17 protein-coding genes are annotated in these 17,048 nt (G+C 69.5%); 12 read left to right on the top strand and 5 right to left on the bottom strand.

The window, feature by feature from the left end; all coding sequences use genetic code 11:
- From A5691_RS12245 to A5691_RS12255, 3 genes are all read left to right on the top strand, one after another.
- A partial coding sequence (locus A5691_RS12245; RefSeq protein ID WP_156669975.1) for an ATP-binding cassette domain-containing protein occupies window positions 1-444 on the top strand: 444 nt, incomplete at its 5' end.
- Entirely contained in the window at window positions 378-1,196 is an 819-nt protein-coding gene (locus A5691_RS12250; protein WP_197499178.1) for an ABC transporter permease, read from the top strand. The genes A5691_RS12245 and A5691_RS12250, both read left to right, overlap by 67 nt.
- On the top strand, window positions 1,196-1,819 hold the full coding sequence (locus A5691_RS12255; protein ID WP_067784275.1) for a TetR family transcriptional regulator: 624 nt from the start codon (window positions 1,196-1,198) through the stop codon (window positions 1,817-1,819). Before A5691_RS12250 ends, A5691_RS12255 begins: the two co-directional genes overlap by 1 nt.
- On the opposite strand, the gene A5691_RS12260 is transcribed toward A5691_RS12255, so the two are convergent.
- Genes A5691_RS12260 through A5691_RS12270 form a run of 3 tightly spaced genes read right to left on the bottom strand, consistent with a single transcriptional unit; the run spans window position 1,803 to window position 5,405 of the window.
- Window positions 1,803-2,000, bottom strand: coding sequence for a Trm112 family protein (locus A5691_RS12260; RefSeq protein WP_067784262.1), 198 nt, complete (start codon window positions 1,998-2,000; stop codon window positions 1,803-1,805). The genes A5691_RS12255 and A5691_RS12260 overlap by 17 nt on opposite strands.
- Window positions 1,993-5,010, bottom strand: coding sequence for an acyl-CoA synthetase (locus A5691_RS12265; RefSeq protein WP_156669976.1), 3,018 nt, complete (start codon window positions 5,008-5,010; stop codon window positions 1,993-1,995). The genes A5691_RS12260 and A5691_RS12265 overlap by 8 nt, the downstream gene beginning before the upstream one ends.
- Window positions 5,011-5,063: 53 nt before the next feature.
- Window positions 5,064-5,405 carry a DUF4189 domain-containing protein gene (locus A5691_RS12270; protein WP_067784263.1) on the bottom strand — a complete coding sequence of 114 codons (342 nt, stop codon included), beginning with the start codon at window positions 5,403-5,405 and terminating at the stop codon, window positions 5,064-5,066.
- 253 nt (window positions 5,406-5,658) lie between these two features.
- Here A5691_RS12270 and A5691_RS12275 point away from each other — a divergent pair, with 253 nt between their 5' ends.
- Window positions 5,659-6,372, top strand: coding sequence for a crotonase/enoyl-CoA hydratase family protein (locus A5691_RS12275; protein ID WP_067888831.1), 714 nt, complete (start codon window positions 5,659-5,661; stop codon window positions 6,370-6,372).
- 98 nt (window positions 6,373-6,470) lie between these two features.
- Here A5691_RS12275 and A5691_RS12280 read toward each other — a convergent pair whose 3' ends face one another.
- Complete coding sequence (locus tag A5691_RS12280; protein ID WP_067888813.1) at window positions 6,471-6,710, bottom strand: hypothetical protein; 240 nt, start codon at window positions 6,708-6,710, stop codon at window positions 6,471-6,473.
- A 203-nt stretch (window positions 6,711-6,913) separates the two neighbouring features.
- Here A5691_RS12280 and A5691_RS12285 point away from each other — a divergent pair, with 203 nt between their 5' ends.
- The gene (locus tag A5691_RS12285; protein ID WP_067750468.1) at window positions 6,914-7,558 is read left to right on the top strand and encodes an MspA family porin; all 645 of its coding nucleotides are present in this window, start codon (window positions 6,914-6,916) and stop codon (window positions 7,556-7,558) included.
- A gap of 10 nt (window positions 7,559-7,568) precedes the next feature.
- Here the strand turns inward: A5691_RS12285 and A5691_RS12290 are convergent, their stop codons facing one another.
- Window positions 7,569-9,002, bottom strand: a complete 1,434-nt coding sequence (locus A5691_RS12290) for an HNH endonuclease signature motif containing protein (RefSeq protein WP_082950277.1) — start codon at window positions 9,000-9,002, stop codon at window positions 7,569-7,571.
- Window positions 9,003-9,390: 388 nt separating this feature from the next.
- Here A5691_RS12290 and A5691_RS12295 point away from each other — a divergent pair, with 388 nt between their 5' ends.
- The 7 genes from A5691_RS12295 (at window position 9,391) to A5691_RS12325 (ending at window position 17,041) form a co-directional block, all read left to right on the top strand.
- Window positions 9,391-9,870 carry a hypothetical protein gene (locus tag A5691_RS12295; protein ID WP_067750440.1) on the top strand — a complete coding sequence of 160 codons (480 nt, stop codon included), beginning with the start codon at window positions 9,391-9,393 and terminating at the stop codon, window positions 9,868-9,870.
- Window positions 9,871-9,875: 5 nt separating this feature from the next.
- Window positions 9,876-10,622 (top strand): gluconate 2-dehydrogenase subunit 3 family protein, encoded by a 747-nt coding sequence (locus A5691_RS12300; RefSeq protein ID WP_068015684.1) that lies wholly within the window; start codon window positions 9,876-9,878, stop codon window positions 10,620-10,622.
- A complete protein-coding gene (locus tag A5691_RS12305; protein ID WP_068015686.1) occupies window positions 10,622-12,325 on the top strand; it encodes a GMC family oxidoreductase in 1,704 nt (567 codons plus the stop codon). Before A5691_RS12300 ends, A5691_RS12305 begins: the two co-directional genes overlap by 1 nt.
- The gene (locus tag A5691_RS12310) at window positions 12,318-14,111 is read left to right on the top strand and encodes a glycoside hydrolase family 15 protein (RefSeq protein ID WP_067888825.1); all 1,794 of its coding nucleotides are present in this window, start codon (window positions 12,318-12,320) and stop codon (window positions 14,109-14,111) included. Before A5691_RS12305 ends, A5691_RS12310 begins: the two co-directional genes overlap by 8 nt.
- Before the next feature lie 15 nt (window positions 14,112-14,126).
- The gene (locus A5691_RS12315) at window positions 14,127-15,143 is read left to right on the top strand and encodes an SDR family oxidoreductase (protein WP_197696186.1); all 1,017 of its coding nucleotides are present in this window, start codon (window positions 14,127-14,129) and stop codon (window positions 15,141-15,143) included.
- Window positions 15,140-16,246, top strand: coding sequence for an enolase C-terminal domain-like protein (locus tag A5691_RS12320; protein WP_067750465.1), 1,107 nt, complete (start codon window positions 15,140-15,142; stop codon window positions 16,244-16,246). The genes A5691_RS12315 and A5691_RS12320 overlap by 4 nt, the downstream gene beginning before the upstream one ends.
- Before the next feature lie 75 nt (window positions 16,247-16,321).
- Window positions 16,322-17,041, top strand: a complete 720-nt coding sequence (locus tag A5691_RS12325; RefSeq protein WP_068260139.1) for a PAS and ANTAR domain-containing protein — start codon at window positions 16,322-16,324, stop codon at window positions 17,039-17,041.
- The last annotated feature ends 7 nt before the right edge of the window (window positions 17,042-17,048 follow it).

The raw sequence follows: 17,048 nt of genomic DNA on the forward strand, positions 1-17,048 counted from the left end.
AACGTCCGTTACTTCGCCGCGCTGTACGGTTTCGAGCACCAGGCCGCCGACGACGCGATCGAACGGGTCGGGCTGGCCGACCACCGAACCGCGTTCTGCGGCAACCTTTCCGGCGGCCAGCGCACCCGGGTGTCGCTGGCCTGCGCGCTGGTCTGCCGGCCCGACCTGCTCGTGCTCGACGAGCCCACGGTCGGCCTGGACCCGGTTCTGCGCGCGGATCTCTGGGAGCAGTTCGCCGAGCTCGCCCGCGGCGGAACCACGCTGCTGGTCTCCAGCCACGTCATGGACGAAGCCGACCACTGCGGCGACCTGCTGCTGATGCGCGACGGTCACCTGCTTGCCCACACCACCCCGGCCCAACTACGAGAGGACACCGGATGCACGTCACTGGAGGACGCGTTTCTGTCCATCATCAAGCGCAGCACCATGCGCCAGGCCGGCTAGGGCTCAAGGGCTACACCGCCACCACGACGCGAATCCTGCGCCAGCTGGCGGCCGACCACCGCAGCGTCGCCATGATCCTGTTCGTGCCGGTCTTGGTGATCACGTTGATGTACTACATGTTTCAGAACGCGCCGCATCGGCCCGGCACGCCTGCGCCGTTCAACAACGCCTGCCTGATCCTGCTGGGCCTGTTCCCGCTGTTCGTCATGTTCATCATCACGGCCATCACGATGCAGCGCGAACGGGCCTCCGGGACGCTGGAGCGGATCCTGACCACTCCCCTGCGCCGGTTCGACCTGCTGATCGCCTATGGCAGCGCCTTCTCGGTGGCCGCCGCGGCGCAGGCGGTGCTGGCGTGCGTCGTGTCGTTCTGGTTGCTCGGCTTCGACACCGCAGGCAGCCCGGCGTGGGTGTTCGTGATCGCGATCGTCAACGCCGTCCTCGGCGTGGGCCTGGGGCTGTTGTGTAGTGCGTTCGCGCGCACCGAGTTTCAGGCGGTGCAGTTCATCCCGCTGGTGATGGTGCCGCAGCTGTTGCTGGCCGGCATCATCGTGCCGCGGGCGCTGATGCCGCACTGGCTGCAGTGGGTCAGCAACGTGATGCCGGCGAGCTACGCGCTGGAGGCGCTGCAACAGGTGGGCGCGCACCCCGAGCTGACCTACATCGCGGTGCGCGACATCGTCGTCGTCCTGGGCTTCGCCCTCGCGGCGCTGTGCCTGGCCGCGGCCACGCTGCGACGGCGGACGGCCTAGTGGCGATCACCAACAGCCAGCGCAGGCGGCCCGGCCGGCCGGCCGGCGGCTCCGACACCCGTGAGCGAATCCTCTCCAGCGCGCGAGAGCTGTTCGCCCGGAACGGCATTCGCAATACCTCGATACGCGCGGTGGCCGCGGCGGCCGGGGTGGATTCCGCCCTGGTGCACCACTACTTCGGCACCAAGGAAAAGCTCTTCGCCGCCGCCGTCCACATCCCGATCGACCCGATGGAGGTGATCGGCCAACTGCGCGAGGTACCCGTCGACGAGCTCGGCCACACCCTGCCGTCGATGTTGTTGCCGCTGTGGGATTCCGAGGTCGGCACCGCGTTCGTCGCCGCCCTGCGCTCCATCATCGCCGGCTCGGAAGTCAGCCTGTTCCGCACCTTCATCCAGGACGTGATCGCCGTGGAAGTCGGCCCGCGCGTTGACAATCCACCCGGAAGCGGACACATCCGCGTCCAATTCGTCGCGTCGCAACTGGTCGGCGTGGTGATGGCGCGCTACATCCTCAAGCTGGAGCCGTTCGCTTCGTTGCCGGCCGAGCAGGTCGCGGCGACCATCGCACCGAACCTGCAGCGCTACCTCACCGGGGATCTGCCGCCTAGCCTCGTGCCATGAGGCGCGCGTGCTCGTCATCGTCCACATCTCGGGCCTCGTCGACGAGCAGCACCGGAATGCCGTCCTCGATGCGATAGGCGCGCCGCAGCCGCGGGTTGTACAGCAATTCGTCGTCCACGAGCAGCAACGGACCCCGGTCGGCCGGGCACACCAGGATGCTCAGCAGCGAATCGTCAACCATCGGCGCGCCCCTTCAGTTCGGACCGGATGCCGGGGGTCAGCTTTCGGAAGTGCTGCCCGTCGGCGTCGAAGTACCACACCTGGCGGCCCGGCTTGGGAATTCCCGCCGCGCGCAGGGCGCTGACGGTCGGGCGGTAGGTCGCGCTCAGCGTCATCTCCGGGCAGACCTGGACGATGTCGGGCCCCACCCCGATCGGAATCTTCGCGACGGCGTCCGTCAGGTCCGCCGCGGTGATGCTGGCCCCGGGAAGCAGCGTCACCGCCGACACCGCGACCTCCCGGTCGCCCAGCGGCACGTTGTAGGTCACCGCGAGGTCGACACCGTTGATGCAGCCCAGCACGTTGGTGACCGGCTCGTCGAACACCAGGCCCCGCGCGGTGTGGACCACCGAGCCGCGCCGGCCCGCCAGCCAGTAGTCCCCGTCGTCGTCGCGGTAGAACAGGTACTCGGTGGAGATCCAGGTGTCGCCGGCGGCGAACACTCCCCGCTTGACCGACGCCGTCGGATCGATCGGACCGTTGGACGCGGCGAGCAGCACCCCGACCTGTTTCGGCTCGGCGACCTGGACGAAGCCGCGCTCGTTCTCCAGGATCAGGTCGTGCTCGGCGTCGTAGGCGGCCAGCTCGATGCGTCCGGCGCCGGGCAGCGGACGACCCTTGCTGCCGGTCTTCGCGCCGGAAACGTTGGCCAACACCGCTTGTCCGTCGGTGGTGGCGAAGAATTCGACGACGTGCGCGGGCGTGAACGCGTCGACGACCCGGCCCCACAAGCCGGTCGGCATGCCGGAACCGATGAACAGCCGCACCGGGTGGTTGCCGTGCAGCACGAACGCGGGATCGTCGACGATCTCGCGGAGCATGGCCCAGGTGTAGGACACCACGGTGACGCCGTACTGCCGCACCTCCTGGACGAACCGGTCGCGGTCCAGGCCGCGGGACAGCGCGATGCGGGTGCCGCCGACCACCGCGCCGCCGAGGCTCACCAGCAGCGCCGACTCGTGGTGCAGCGGGGTCAGGCAGTAGACGGTGTCCCGGCGGTCCAGGGCGGCCGTCGAGGCGGTCCCGAAGGCCGACACCGCCCAGCGGTAGTTGGTGATCTGCTTGGCCACCAGCTCGCCGCCGGCCGCGCTGAACGCGATGAACGCCAGGTCGCGGGCCAGCCCCGGGTTGGGGCGGTACCACCCGGGCAGCTGGACGGCGTCCGGGTCGATCTGCTCCATGTCGATGACGTCGCTGTCGTCGGGCAGGTGCAGATCGCGCGACTCGCCGCCGCCGAGCACCAGCACCTGACGCAGCCCCTGGCGGTCCGACGCCAGCACCGCCTCCAGATTGGCGGGGTCGGTGAGCAGCTCTGTCACCCCGCCGAGCCGGACCGACGCGGCCAGGTCGGCATCCGGTCGCATCACCACCCCGATCGCGCCCAGGCGCGACAGGGCGGCGATGGCGACCAGCGCGCTGGGTCGCGTCTCCATCAGGACGCCCACCCGGTCGCCCTGCCGCACGCCGACCTCGATCAGGCCGCGGACGACATTGTTGATGCGCCGGTTGACGGCCTCGTAGGTGTGCACGCGCCCGTCGAAGAGCAGGAATTCGCCCTGCGGGGCGTCGTGCGCCTGTTCCTCGATGATGCGGCCCAGCGAGATGCGGGTGTGGTCGTTGATCTGCCCCAGGCGGACCAGGCGCGGCAGGGTGCGGGCCGTCTCGACGGCCAGGGTGCGCATCGACTTGTTGGCCGCGACCACCGTGTTGGCCGCGCCGCGCACCATGCCCAGCGCCGCCTCGGAGACCTCGCCCAGGCCGTGCGTGATCCGGGAACTCAGCGCGACGCCGCTGTCGGTGTGCTCCGCGGGCTGGTCGGCCATCAGATCGATGCCCTCCGGCTTGTCGCCGCCGGTGGACAGCCACTTCACCCAGGCGGCGACGGTCGGCCAACTCTGTTGCGCCGCTTTAGATCCCACGACCAAGCCGAAATGGCCTGTGCGGATGGTGGATTCGTAGACTTCGGCGTCGGGTGCGGCGCGCCGGATGCCGCGCACCGAGGCCGGCTGCCCGATGTCGTCCACCTCGCCGACGAAGGCCAGCACCGGACAGGTGATGTCGGTGAGCGTGACCATCTGGCCGTTGACGGCGAAGCCGCCGGTCATCATCCGGTTGTGGGCGATGAACTGCTTGAGCAGTTCGGAGATCGCCGGGCCCGACCAGGCGATCCAGCCTTCGCGTTCGAGGAAGCGGCGCTGCTGCTCGCGCGGGAGTAGCGCCTCGCGGTCGTGCAGCTGGCGCACGAAGTCGACGCGCGCCTTGGCGGTCTTGAGCGGATCGAGCATCTGGAAGCCCGTGCGCGCCATCCAGCTGGGGATGGCCAGCCGGCTGAAGACGTGGTCCGCCATGAAGTTGGCGGCGGGCGCGGCGAAGTTTGCCGGGATGCCCATCGGCAGCGCGGCCAGGGTGTCCACCGGAGAACCGAAGGTGACGATGCTGGCCAGGCTCTTCGACCGCCGGTAGGCGGCGACCTGGTAACACCACATGCCGCCCTGCGAATAGCCGACCAGGTGGATGTCGCTGCCGGTGACGTCCTTGACGGTGTCGATGGCCTGACTCAGCGCGACGATGTGGTCGGCGAGGGTGCGGCGCATGCCGCCTTCCACCTTGTCGGGCTCCCCGAAGTCGATCACCCAGGGATCCAGGCCGTTGGCGTGCAGGATGCCCACCGCGCCCTCCTCGCGCGTGACGTCCCACATGTTCGCCGACATCATCATCGGGTGCACCATCAGCACCGGCGGACCCACCCGCTTCTCGCGCCGGCTGTCGGGCGGGAAGTAACGCCGGAGCTTGTACATCGGTACGCTCTCGACGATTTGCGACGGCGATGGGACGCTACCTGTTTCCAAGCCCCCCAGCCGGACAACCTCCAGCCCGTTCTGCGCCGTCGCAATCAGGCGCTCGACCGGTCGCGTGACAATCGACAAGTTGAGATCCACGGCCGCTCCCTTGTGTCTTGACAGCTCCGACATCATGGCACATCGGCGGGCTCGGCGGTCCTGGCCAGGTAATTTGCTCCGGGCGGTCAACCGTTGCAGTCGTGCAGGTCGATCTTGGCCCCGGGGCCCGCACCCTCCAGCGCCGCCGCGTCGGCCGCGTCGAGGGTCGGCGCGACCCGCGCCGCCAACGCGTTCCCGTCCCCGGCTTCGGCGATCGACAGACACCCCAGCCCCGACGTGAGGGCCTGGCAGTCGTTGGTCTTGCCCATGACGTCGCACCACAACACGGCGGCGTCCTCGGCCTGCTGCCGGGTGCGGTAGTTGAGGCGGATGGACTCTTCTCCGGTCGACGGCGACGCCGCGATCGCACCCCAGCAGCCCGGCCTGCAGTAGAAGTCGACGTCGGCCCGGGCCACCGGGGTCGCCATTTGCCATCCGGCGACGACGAGAGCACTCACCACCGCCGCCGGCCCGGCCGTCCTGCTTGGCATAACTCAGCGTCGCGGCCCTTGCTTTCAGCGAGGTGAGAACCGGCCATGAGGCCCTTTAGAAATGGGGGTTCAGATCGCGATCGGCGCAGCGGTTGGTGCGGATAACGTCGAGGCCGTGGGCGCGACGACTGAACCCAAGGGCAAGGGCGGTGTTCGGGTCGAGAAGAACGGACCCGTCACCACCGTGATCATGAATCGTCCGGAGGCCCGCAACGCGGTCAACGGATCTGCTGCCGCCGCGCTCCTTGCCGCGTTCGAAGAGTTCGACAATGACGAGTCCGCGTCGGTGGCCGTGCTGTGGGGAGATCAGGGGAATTTCTGCTCTGGCGCGGATTTGAAGGGAGCCGAGACGGGTGACTTCAACCCGGTGAGTCCAACCGGTCCAGGTCCGATGGGTCCTAGCCGGATGACCCTGTCCAAACCGGTGATTGCCGCTGTCAGTGGCTATGCCGTTGCTGGCGGCCTCGAGCTGGCGGTGTGGTGCGATTTGCGAGTAGTCGAGGCGGATGCCGTCTTCGGAGTGTTCTGCCGACGCTGGGGATTGCCTCTCATCGACGGCGGCACCGTCCGACTGCCCCGACTGATCGGACACGGTCGGGCAATGGATCTGATCCTCACCGGACGTTCGGTCGACGCGACCGAGGCGCTGGCTATCGGGTTGGCGAATCGTGTCGTACCCACTGGCACAGCCCGTGAGGCAGCAGAGGAGCTGGCAGCCGAACTCTCGGCGCTGCCGCAAACATGCCTGCGCTCGGACCGCCTGTCGACGCTCTACCAATGGGGACGAAGCGAGGCCGAGGCCATGGACTTCGAGTTCGACAGTTTGGCGCGTTCGGCATCCGAATTGCAGTCAGGTGCAATGCGGTTCGTGGACGGGGCGGGCCGACACGGCTCCAGCACGTGATGGTCCGACAGGGTTGACGGCATGGGCATTTCGGATTCGACGGATGCGTCGGACCGCCCTCGGAGTACGGATCGGCGGGCCCGCTGATCGCGATCCGCCTAGTGGCACCGCGCGAATCGGTTCTCGCAATACATTCCGACGGCGTTCGAGCCCGCCGTGGGACCGCCTTCGTCGGCGGGATCCGGAGACAGCGCCGGGGTCGACGTGATGAGTTGATTGAGCACGCCCGGCCCCGACGGGTCTGACGAATCCGCATGCGCCACGCCGGTGCCGCCGGTCAGAGCCAGGAGGATCACCGCCCCCGCCAGCAGTCCGAGAGCGCGCGGGTGAGAATTCATCGCCACCCTTTCCGTGGTCGCCGGAACACTGGTTACCGTAAGAGTTGCGCACCGATGTTCCATAACGGTCACGAACGCGAAACGACTTCGGCCGGTCGGCCGGCAAATTTCGGGCCCGGGTTCCGGCCGCGCATACGGTATCGGTCGTGTGGCCGGTAGCCGTCAACGTCCGTCGCGCTGCGATTCTCGCGCTGTGCGTCGTCATGTCGGTGAACTCGGCGCCACCGGCGGCCGCCGATCCCGACGCCGAAAACGCCGCGGCCACCGCGGGCGCACCGGACGAAGGGCGGGTGCCGTCGTCCGATCCGGTTACCTACACGACGCCCGAAGGCTGGACCCTGACCCTTGCAGCCAGGGACGAGTCACAAACCCCCATCGCGCCGTTGACCACCGCGGTCTCGTCCCGCGAATACCTCGCCCGCGGAACGTTTTTCGGTTCGTTGGACGGGCTCGAACAGCCTCGCGGGGTGCTCGAGGTGGGTTACGAGATCGGCTGCGGGATCGATATGAGCACCTCCAACGGTGTCACCATCGCGGGCAGCGCCGGCGTCAGCCCGGGCCTCGGCATCGCGGGCCTGGGAGCCGGCACGCCAGTGGCCGTCCCGCTGATCACCACACCGCTGAACGGCGTGGTCACCGTGGGGCTCAAGCCCGGCGTCGTCATCGTCGTACCGGTGGCCAAGAAAGACTTCAAGGGCGCCAATCCCCGGGTCATCGTTACCGGGTTCCACGTCAAGATCGACGGCTGCGTCGGGCAGTCGTTCATCCGGTCCTACGCGACCCTGACCCAGGTGACCGACGAATCCGACGTCGTGCTGTCCTACGTCGGCGTCACCAAATCCGTCTGAGCTCTCCGGATCAAAACGGCGGGGGTTCGTCGTCGGGGGGTGCGGGACCCGCGGACGTCGATTGGGTGGCCAACCGCGCTTGGCGGTTGTGCCGGCGCTCGCTGGAGACGCGGTGGGCCCGGTTCTGGGCGCGGGTTCTCTTGCGACGCGGCATCATTGCGGTGCGTTCGCCGCAGCACTCGGGTGCCGGGAGGACCGGGGCGTCGCCGGTGGGGGCGCACAGGCCGGGGAACAGCAGCGCGCTGCCCGGGGTGGTGACATAGGTGTGTCCGTCGGGCAGCCGCCAGATCAGGGTGCCGTCCTCCAATTGCTCGTCGCGCCAGCCCCAAAAAGTTTTCAGCAAATGATGTTGGCGGCAAAGGCATTTGAGGTTCGATGGGTGCGTCGCACCGCCCTCGGAGTAGGGAATCGTGTGGTCGATGTCGCAGTCGACGGCCGGGCGGTCACACCCCGGCGCCCGACACGTCAGGTCCCGGCACCGCACGAAATCGGCCAGTCCCCTCGACGGGGTGTAGCGCGGCTCCGCCTCGGCCGGGGCGCCCAGGGGCACGAGCTTGGCCGAGCCGGCCAGCTCGGCGATCACCTCGGCGGGCAGGAGTCCCTCAAACCCGGGCAGGACACCCGGGGCGGCTCCGTGGCCGGCGACGGTGGCCTGCTCGGCTAGGACGTGAATCACCACAGCGCTCGGGGTGCGCTCGGTGGCTGCACACTCGGGCGTTCCGCATTGGCACCGCAACCGCTCCGCCCCGGCGGCGAGCGCCCCCAGCGCGTCGGCGCGCCGCTGTCGGTGGGTACGCGGATCGGCGCCACACACGCTGCGGGCCAGCTCATCGAGCCGCCGGTCCAGCGCATGTCCGTCGGCGCCTAAGACGCTGCCGGTCAGCCAGCCCATGCCCGACTCGTTGGCTTGCACGTCCACGAACCGATCGTTGATCGCCTCCCTGGCCCGGCGCACCGCATCGGCATCCACCAGCGCCACCACCCGATCCACCGCCGCGCTCAACCCGCCCCGGGTCAGCGAGGGGCGCCGTGACAGCAACGCCGCAAGTCGGGCATCCACCCGCGCCAACACGTCGGCATCGGTGATCAGATCGGTGCGAAACACGATCGTCTGGAACGCGCGATAGTCGATATCACCGGCCTGGAACGCCTTGCCGACCTGCGGCAGCCGCTCGCGCATCGCCATCGCGTACCGCAGATAGCTGTGCGCCATCGCCACACTGCACCCCAGCGCCGCACCGACCTGCGCGGCGACCGCCTCCCACGCGTCGGCCGCCCAGTCCGCCTGCTCCCCCGAATCGCGGCAGCGCAGCACCAGCAGGTCCCCCACCGCTACCAAACGTTCGGCGGCGGCCCGTGCCTCCGCACGCCCCGCCTCACGCATCCGATCCAGCAACGCCGCCGATTCCGGCGTCGAACGGGATGCCAGCACGTACTCGAACATGTGTTCGATCATAGGACAGCCCTCCGACAACTAGATGGGCGGCGCGATGGGCCGTCAACCCGACACCGATCGAACTGTTTACGCCGACGGGAATCGGGTACGCAGCGGATGCGCTTCGGTCACGACGCGCCGTCGGGACCACCTCGGTTGAAACACGCAGCTGGGCGCATGCCAGATCTGGGCAGTCATCGCGAGCCTTCTTCGCGGTGGCCGCCTGAGCGTGTTTCGTTTCAGGAGTGAGGTGACGCATGAGCAAAACGGCGGCATGCTTTCTCCGCGCGCGGCTACCCGATCAGCTTGCCGCGCAATATGTCCCGGATACCCGCGTGGATCCGCGCGCGCAGCCAGTCGGCTAATTCATGAACCAACGAGCGAGGAAGGGAACCCAATGTTGTTGTCAGGCAACGGCGGTCGACGCACAGGCGAGGCCGAACACCTCGCCGAGCGGGCGTTGTACAACGTCGCGCACGGTCGCTTCGAACGCTCGCTGTCCGGGTTGACGGCGATCGCGGCCGTCGTCACGACGGCGGAAATCTATTTCGAGCACTACAAGGCCAGCTTCGGCAACAAGTGGATGTGGAGCCCGATCGTGGTGACACCGCCCGTGGTCGTCGCCGGAATCGGCGGGGTGTTCTCGCGGCGCTGGGCCAAACTCTGGCTGCCGATCACCGCGGGCGTCTACACCGCCAACGGCCTGATGGGCGAATATCTGCACGCGCGGGGGGTCGCCCGCAAGCCGGGCGGGTGGAAGAACGCGTCGTACAACGTGCCCATGGGCCCGCCGATCGCGGCCCCCGGACTGATGTGCATGGTCGGGGCGATGGGGCTGCTGGCCTCGATCCTGCGGCGCGAGCGGTTCCGGGGCTGAGCGCGATGGCCGACACCTCACGCCCGGATCACCTGCCCAACCTGCGTGCGGACCGCAAGCCCCCGCACCCGTCGTGGCTACCCAAGCAGCGCCGGGGTGTCACACCCCAAATGATCGGCCGCTACCCGGATTTCGACGTGCTGGAAACGACCGACACCTGGGACGAGGCCACCAAGAAGGTGGTGCTGGCGCGGCTGGAGCCGCCCGGGCCGCTGCGGTTTTTCACCGCCGAGGAGGAGCCGTGCTTGCGCGCGTTCTGCAACACGGTGCTGGCGCAGGACCGCGAGCCGCGCGTGCCGGTGGCCGAATCCGTCGACTCCAAGCTCGCCGACGGGCGCCTCGACGGCTACCAGTACGCCGACATGCCCGACGACCGCGACGCCTGGCGACTGGTGCTGCGGGGGCTCGACGAGACCGCGTCCAGCCGCTACGGCAAGGCGTCGTTCGCCGAAGCCGAGCCCGACACCCGCGAAGAGATCGTCGACCAATTCTCCCAGGGCGCCCTGGACGGCGGGGTCTGGGAGCGCATGAACGTCAAACGCGCCTGGTCGGTGTGCATGCGAATGGTGTTGTCCAGCTTCTACTCCCATCCGTGGGCGTGGAACGAGATCGGGTTCGGCGGACCGGCCTACCCGCGAGGGTTCATGCGCCTCGGCGGCGCCACCGGCCCGGCCGCCGCCCGCGAGCCCTTCGAGACCCCGGGCGCCACCGACGAGGACCCGGTCCGCGTGGTTCAGCGGGGTGAGCTGTGATGGGCGACCGGCTCCGTGGGCTGCTGAGGGGGGCGATCGGGCCGAAGGACAACGAATCACGGTTCCTACTCGACGTGCACGCGCGCGACCTGCCCGGCGAAAAGACGATGCGGTGCTACCGCGACGACGACGAGGTCGACCTGGTGGTCGTAGGGGCGGGCGCCGGCGGATCGGTGCTGGCGCAACGGCTGGCGCGCGCCGGCTGGCGGGTGGTGATCATCGAGGCGGGCCCATTCTGGCACCCGGACGAGGACTGGGTGTCCGACGAGGCGGGCTCCCATTCCCTGTACTGGACGCAGAAGCGCATCATCGGCGGCGACGACCCGATCGAGTTGGGCAAGAACAACTCCGGGCGCGGGGTGGGGGGCTCGATGGTCCACTACGCCGGCTACACCCCGCGGTTCCATCCCAGCGACTTTCACACCCACACCCTCGACGGGGTCGGGGCGGACTGGCCGATCGGCTACGAGGACATCCGCCGCCACTACGAGCGCATCGAACTCGAGTTGCCGGTGGCCGGACAGAACTGGCCGTGGGGTTACCCGCACCGTTACTCCTTCTCGCCACACCCCATTTCGGGTGCCGCCGCCAAGCTGTGGCGGGGCGCGATGCAGCTGGGCATCGAGATGCGGGTCGGGCCCGTCGGCATCGTCAACGGCACCTTCGGCAACCGCCCCCACTGCATCTACCGCGGCTACTGCCTGCAGGGCTGCAAGGTCAACGCCAAGGCCAGCCCGTACGTCACGCACCTGCCCGACGCGCTGGCCCACGCGGTGGAGATCCGCGCCAACTGCATGGCCGCGCGCGTCGAGCTCGACGAGACCGGCGCCGCCCGCGGGGTCGTCTACTACGACGAGGCCGGCGGCACCGAACGGCTGCAGCGGGCCAAGGCCGTCGCGATCGCCGGGTATTCCATTGAAACGCCACGCCTGCTGCTGAACTCGGCGAGCGAACGCTTCCCGAATGGATTGGGCAACAACGACGACCAGGTCGGCCGCTATGTGATGGTGCAGGGCGCCACGCAGTCGGCGGGCCGGTGGCCCGAAGAAATCCGGATGTACAAGGCCCCGCCCCCCGAGGTGTCCTCGGAGCAGTTCTACGAGACCGACGCGTCGCGCGGGTTCGCCCGCGGCTTCTCCATCCAGACCGTCTCGCCGCTGCCCATCGGATGGGCCGAACACGTGCTGGCCGACGGGCATTGGGGCCGCGCGTTGCGGGAGTACATGCGCGACTACAACCACTGGGCGACCATCGGCGTGCTCAACGAGTTGTTGCCGTTGCCGGAAAACCGGGTCACCCTCGCCGAAGAGACGGACCGCTACGGCCTCCCGGTGGCACGGTTCGATTACACGTTGTGCGACAACGACAAGGCCAATATGGCCTACTCCACCGAGGTGATCGGCGACATCCTGCAGGCCGCAGGCGCCCAGGACGTGCTCACCATCCAGCGCTTCGCCCACCTGATCGGCGGCGCCCGGATGGGCACCCGCCCGGACAACTCGGTGGTGGACTCCGATCACCGGGTGTGGGGCGTGCCGAACCTGTTCCTGGCGGACGGCTCGGTGTGTCCGACGCAGGGCTCGGCGAACCCGGCGCTGACGATCATGGCGCTGGCCTCACGGCTCGCCGAACGGATGGCGACCCGGAAGATCGGCACCGACGTCGTGGCGAGGCGACCGGCGGAGGCGGGGATCCGTGGCTGACCACACGATCGACGTCGAGGCGACCTACTCCCCCCGGGTGTTGCGCGAATACGCGCTGCTGGCCGACGGCGAGCGGGGCGCCCTGATCGGGCCGCAGGGCGACGTGGCGTGGATGTGCGCGCCGCGATGGCACTCGGACGCGGTGTTCTCCAACCTCATCGGGGGCGGCGGGATGTACGCGATCACCCCGACCGACGTGCGGCACGTGTGGGGCGGCTATTACGAGCCGGGCAGCCTGATCTGGCGCAACCGCTGGATCACCCGCGATGGCATCGTGGAATGCCGCGAGGCCCTTGCCTTTCCGGGCGACCCCGAGCGGGTGGTGCTGCTGCGCCGCCTGATCGGCTGCCGCGGCACCGCGTGCGTGCGGGTGGTGCTGCAGCCGAGCGCCGCGTTCGGCCGCCACGGCCGCGGCGAGGCGAGCGTCGACGACGGGATCTGGAGCGGAAAGTCGGGACCGCTGCGATGGCGCTGGGCCGGCGGCTGCGACGTCCGCTCCGTGCGGGGGACGCGCGGCCGCGGGGAGCTCCTCACCTGCGAGATCACCGTCGACGAGGGCGGTCGGCACGACTTCGTGCTGGAGCTCTCCGAACGCGCGCTCCCCGACCGGCCGCCCGACCCCGACATCACCTGGGACGCAACCGAAGCCGCGTGGCACCGCAGCATGCCCGAGCTGAACTGCACCATCGCCCCGCGCGATGGGCGGCACTCCTACGCCGTGCTGCGGGGGTTGACCAGCAGCGGCGGTGGGATGGTCGCCGCCGCGACGATGAGCCTGCCCGAACGCGCGCACACCAACCGCAACTACGACTACCGCTACGCGTGGATCCGCGACCAGGTCTACGCCGGTATCGCCGCGGCGACGGTCGGCGCGAACGAATTGCTGGACCGCGCGGTCGAATTCGTCGGCGCCCGCCTACTCGAACACGGGCCTGACCTCAGGCCGGCCTACACCGTGACCGGCGACAGCGTCCCCGGCGAGGAAGACCTCGACCTGCCCGGCTATCCCGGGGGCACCGACAAGGTGGGCAATTGGGTCAACCAGCAATTCCAGCTCGACGTTTTCGGGGAGGCGCTGCAGCTGCTGGCCCGGGCGGGCAATGCCGGCCGGCTCGACGCCGAGGGGTGGCGCGCCGCGCAGACCGCCATCGGGGCGATCGAAAAGCGCTGGCGCGAACCGGATGCGGGCATTTGGGAGATCGACGACGAGCACTGGACGCAGTCCCGCCTGGCATGCGTGGCCGGGCTGCGCGCCATCGCCAAGGTGGCCGGCGGCGGCCCCGAGGTGGCCGCCTGCACGTCGCTGGCCGACGCGATCCTGGCCGACACCGCCGCCGGCAGCCTGCACCCGCAGGGCGGCTACTGGCAGCGCAGTCCGCGATTGCGCGGCACCGACGCGTCGCTGCTGTTGGCGCCCGTGCGCGGGGCCGTGCCCGCCGACGACCCGCGCACCAGGGCCACGCTGGACGCCGTCCGCGAGCAGCTCAGCGACGACGGGTTCGTCTACCGCTTCCGGCACGACGAGCGGGACCTCGGCGACGCCGAGGGCGCGTTCCTGCTCTGCGGGTTCATGATGGCGCTCGCCGAACACCAACTGGGACATGACCATTGCGCGATGCGCTGGTTCGAGCGCAACCGCGCCGCCTGCGGACCCCCGGGATTGTTCTGCGAGGAATACGACGTCCGGCAGCGCCAGCTGCGCGGCAACCTTCCCCAGGCCTTCGCGCACGCGCTGCTGCTGGAGTGCACGTCCACCCTGGCCGACGACGCCGTCCATCACGGCTGAAAGGAGATTTCGGCGATGACACCGACCCCGAAGACAATCGTGATCACCGGAGCCAGCGCCGGCATCGGGCGGGCCGCCGCCCAATTGTTCGGGCGGCGCGGGGCGAACGTGGCCCTGCTCGCCCGCGGCACCGCCGGGCTGGACGGCGCCGCGCGCGACGTCGAAGCCGGTGGCGGCAAGGCGCTGGCCATCCCGACCGACGTCGCCGACCACGACGCGGTCGTCGCCGCCGCCGACGAGACCGAGGCCGCATTCGGGCCCATCGACGTCTGGGTCAATGTCGCCTTCACCTCCGTGTTCGCGCCGTTCAGCGAGATCACCGCGGAGGAGTTCAGACGCGTGACCGAGGTGTCGTACCTCGGCTACGTGCACGGCACCATGGCGGCGCTGAACAAGATGCGGCCGCGGGACCGCGGCACCATCGTCCAGGTCGGCTCCGCGCTCAGCCAACGGTCCATCCCGCTGCAGTCCGCCTATTGCGGCGCCAAGCATGCCATCAACGGGTTCACCGAATCGGTGCGCTGCGAGCTGCTGCACGAGCACTCGAAGGTGCGGGTGACCGTCGTGCAGATGCCCGCGGTCAACACCCCCCAGTTCTCCTGGGTGCTGTCCCGGCTGCCGCGCCATCCCCAGCCGGTGCCCCCGATCTATCAGCCCGAGGTCGCCGCCCGCGGTGTCCTCTACGCCACGGATCACCCTGGGCGCAAACAATATTGGGTCGGGGATTCCACGATGGTGACACTGCTCGCGCAGAAATTCGTCGCACCGCTGCTGGACCGCTACCTGGGCCGCACCGGGTACGACTCGCAGCAGACCGACGAGCGCGTCGGCGCGGGGCGGCCGCACAACCTGTGGCACCCGCTCGACCAGGAGCCGGGCAGCGACCACGGCGCCCACGGCGGGTTCGACGACAAGTCCCACACGTTGAGCCCGCAACTGTGGGCGTCGCAGCATCCCGTCGCCAGCGGCACCGGCGCGCTTGGGGCGGCGGGGCTCGGCGCGTGGCTCGCGGCCCGCCGGTGGACCCGATGACGCTCGACGCGCCCGTCGACGACGTCACCGCGCAGGTCTACGAAATCCCCACCGACGCACCGGAAGCCGACGGTACCCTGCCCTGGTCGTCGACCACGCTGGTGCTGGCCGCGGTCACGGCCGGCGGGCGGCGCGGGATCGGCTACACGTACGCCGACGGCGCCTGCGCGGCGTTGATCACCGGGGCGCTCGCGGGCACGCTCACCGGACACAGCGCGCTGGACATCACCGGCGGCTGGCAGGCGATGGTCAGGGCGATGCGCAACAACGGACGGCCCGGGTTGGTGTCGTGCGCCATCTCGGCGATCGACACCGCCCTGTGGGACCTCAAGGGCAAGCTGCTCGAGCTACCGGTCTGCCGGCTGCTCGGCATGGCGCACGACGCGGTGCCGATCTACGGCAGCGGCGGCTTCACCACCTACGACGAGCGGCAGACCCGCGCCCAGCTGGAACGCTGGGTGGACGAGTGGAAGATTCCGCGGGTCAAGATCAAGATCGGCGAGTCCTGGGGCTCCGACGAGCGCCGCGACCTCGATCGGATCGCCCTGTCGCGCAGCGTGATCGGGCCCGAGGTGGAACTCTATGTCGACGCCAACGGCGCCTACCGCCGCAAGCAGGCGATCCGGGTCGCCCACGCGATGGCCGACCAGGACGTCACCTGGTTCGAAGAACCCGTCTCCTCCGACGACCTCGCCGGGCTGCACGAGGTGCGCGACCAGGTGACCCCGGACGTCACCGCCGGCGAGTACGGCTACGACCTGGTCTACTTCCACCGCATGCTGGCCGCCGGGGCGGTCGACTGCCTGCAGATCGACGTCACCCGCTGCGGCGGCATCACCGACTGGCTGCGGGCCGCGGCCGTCGCCGCCGCCCACAACGTCGACGTGTCCGGGCACTGCGCCCCCAACCTGCACGCCCACGTGGCGGCCGCCGTACCGAACCTGCGGCACCTGGAGTACTTCCACGATCACCACCGCATCGAGCACATGTTCTTCGACGGCGCCCTGCCCCCCGACGGCGGCGCCCTGCGGCCGGACCAACACCGGCCCGGGCTGGGGCTGGACTTCAAGCACGCCGACGCCGAGCCGTACCGAAAAGCCTGATCCGTGCATGGACCCGCGCAAAAGTGGGCATTGATATGCCAGGGACATAGTTACGGATCTGAAGGGCAACGCGCGATGACCGTGAACTTCGAGGACGAGGCCGTTCACCGGCGCGACGGGGAGCCCACCCGGGAGGCGGCCGCGTCGGAGGCGCTGATGTCCGGCGTGGTGGCAGAGGACGACCTGAGCGCGGTCGACTTGGTGCTGGGGCTGGGCGAACCGCAGCGCGTCGGTCGCTTCCGGTTCTTCCTGGACGGCCAGCGCTGGGAGTGGTCGGACGCGGTCGCGCGGATGCACGGGTACCGGCCCGGGCAGGTCGAGCCCACCACGGACCTGCTGCTCAAGCACAAGCATCCCGAGGACCGCGAACGCGCCTCGGCCGTCCTGGACCGCGTGATGCGGGGCAAGCCGTTCAGCAGTCGGCACCGCATCGTCGACACCGGGGGCCGCACCCTGTGCGTCGTCGTCGCGGGCGACCGGATGCTCGACGACCACGGCACCGTGATCGGGACGTCCGGGTTCTACGTCGACGTCACCGACTCGCTGCAGACCGACATCAACAAGGTCCTGTCGGCGGTGGCCGACGCCCGCGCCCGAATCGAGCAGGCCAAGGGCGTGCTGATGGCCGCCTACGACATCTCCGCCGAGCGGGCGTTCGACATCCTGGTGTGGCGCTCCCAGGAGACCAACCTGAAGCTGCGCGACCTCGCCAGCCGCTTCCTGGACGCGGTGGCCAGCAAGGCGTCGGCGGAGACCCAGAGCGAAGTCGACCGGGCGCTGCTGACCCTGGAGTAGCCGCAGT

The sequence above is a fragment of the Mycobacterium sp. E183 genome (assembly GCF_001667735.1).
GTDB lineage: Bacteria > Actinomycetota > Actinomycetes > Mycobacteriales > Mycobacteriaceae > Mycobacterium.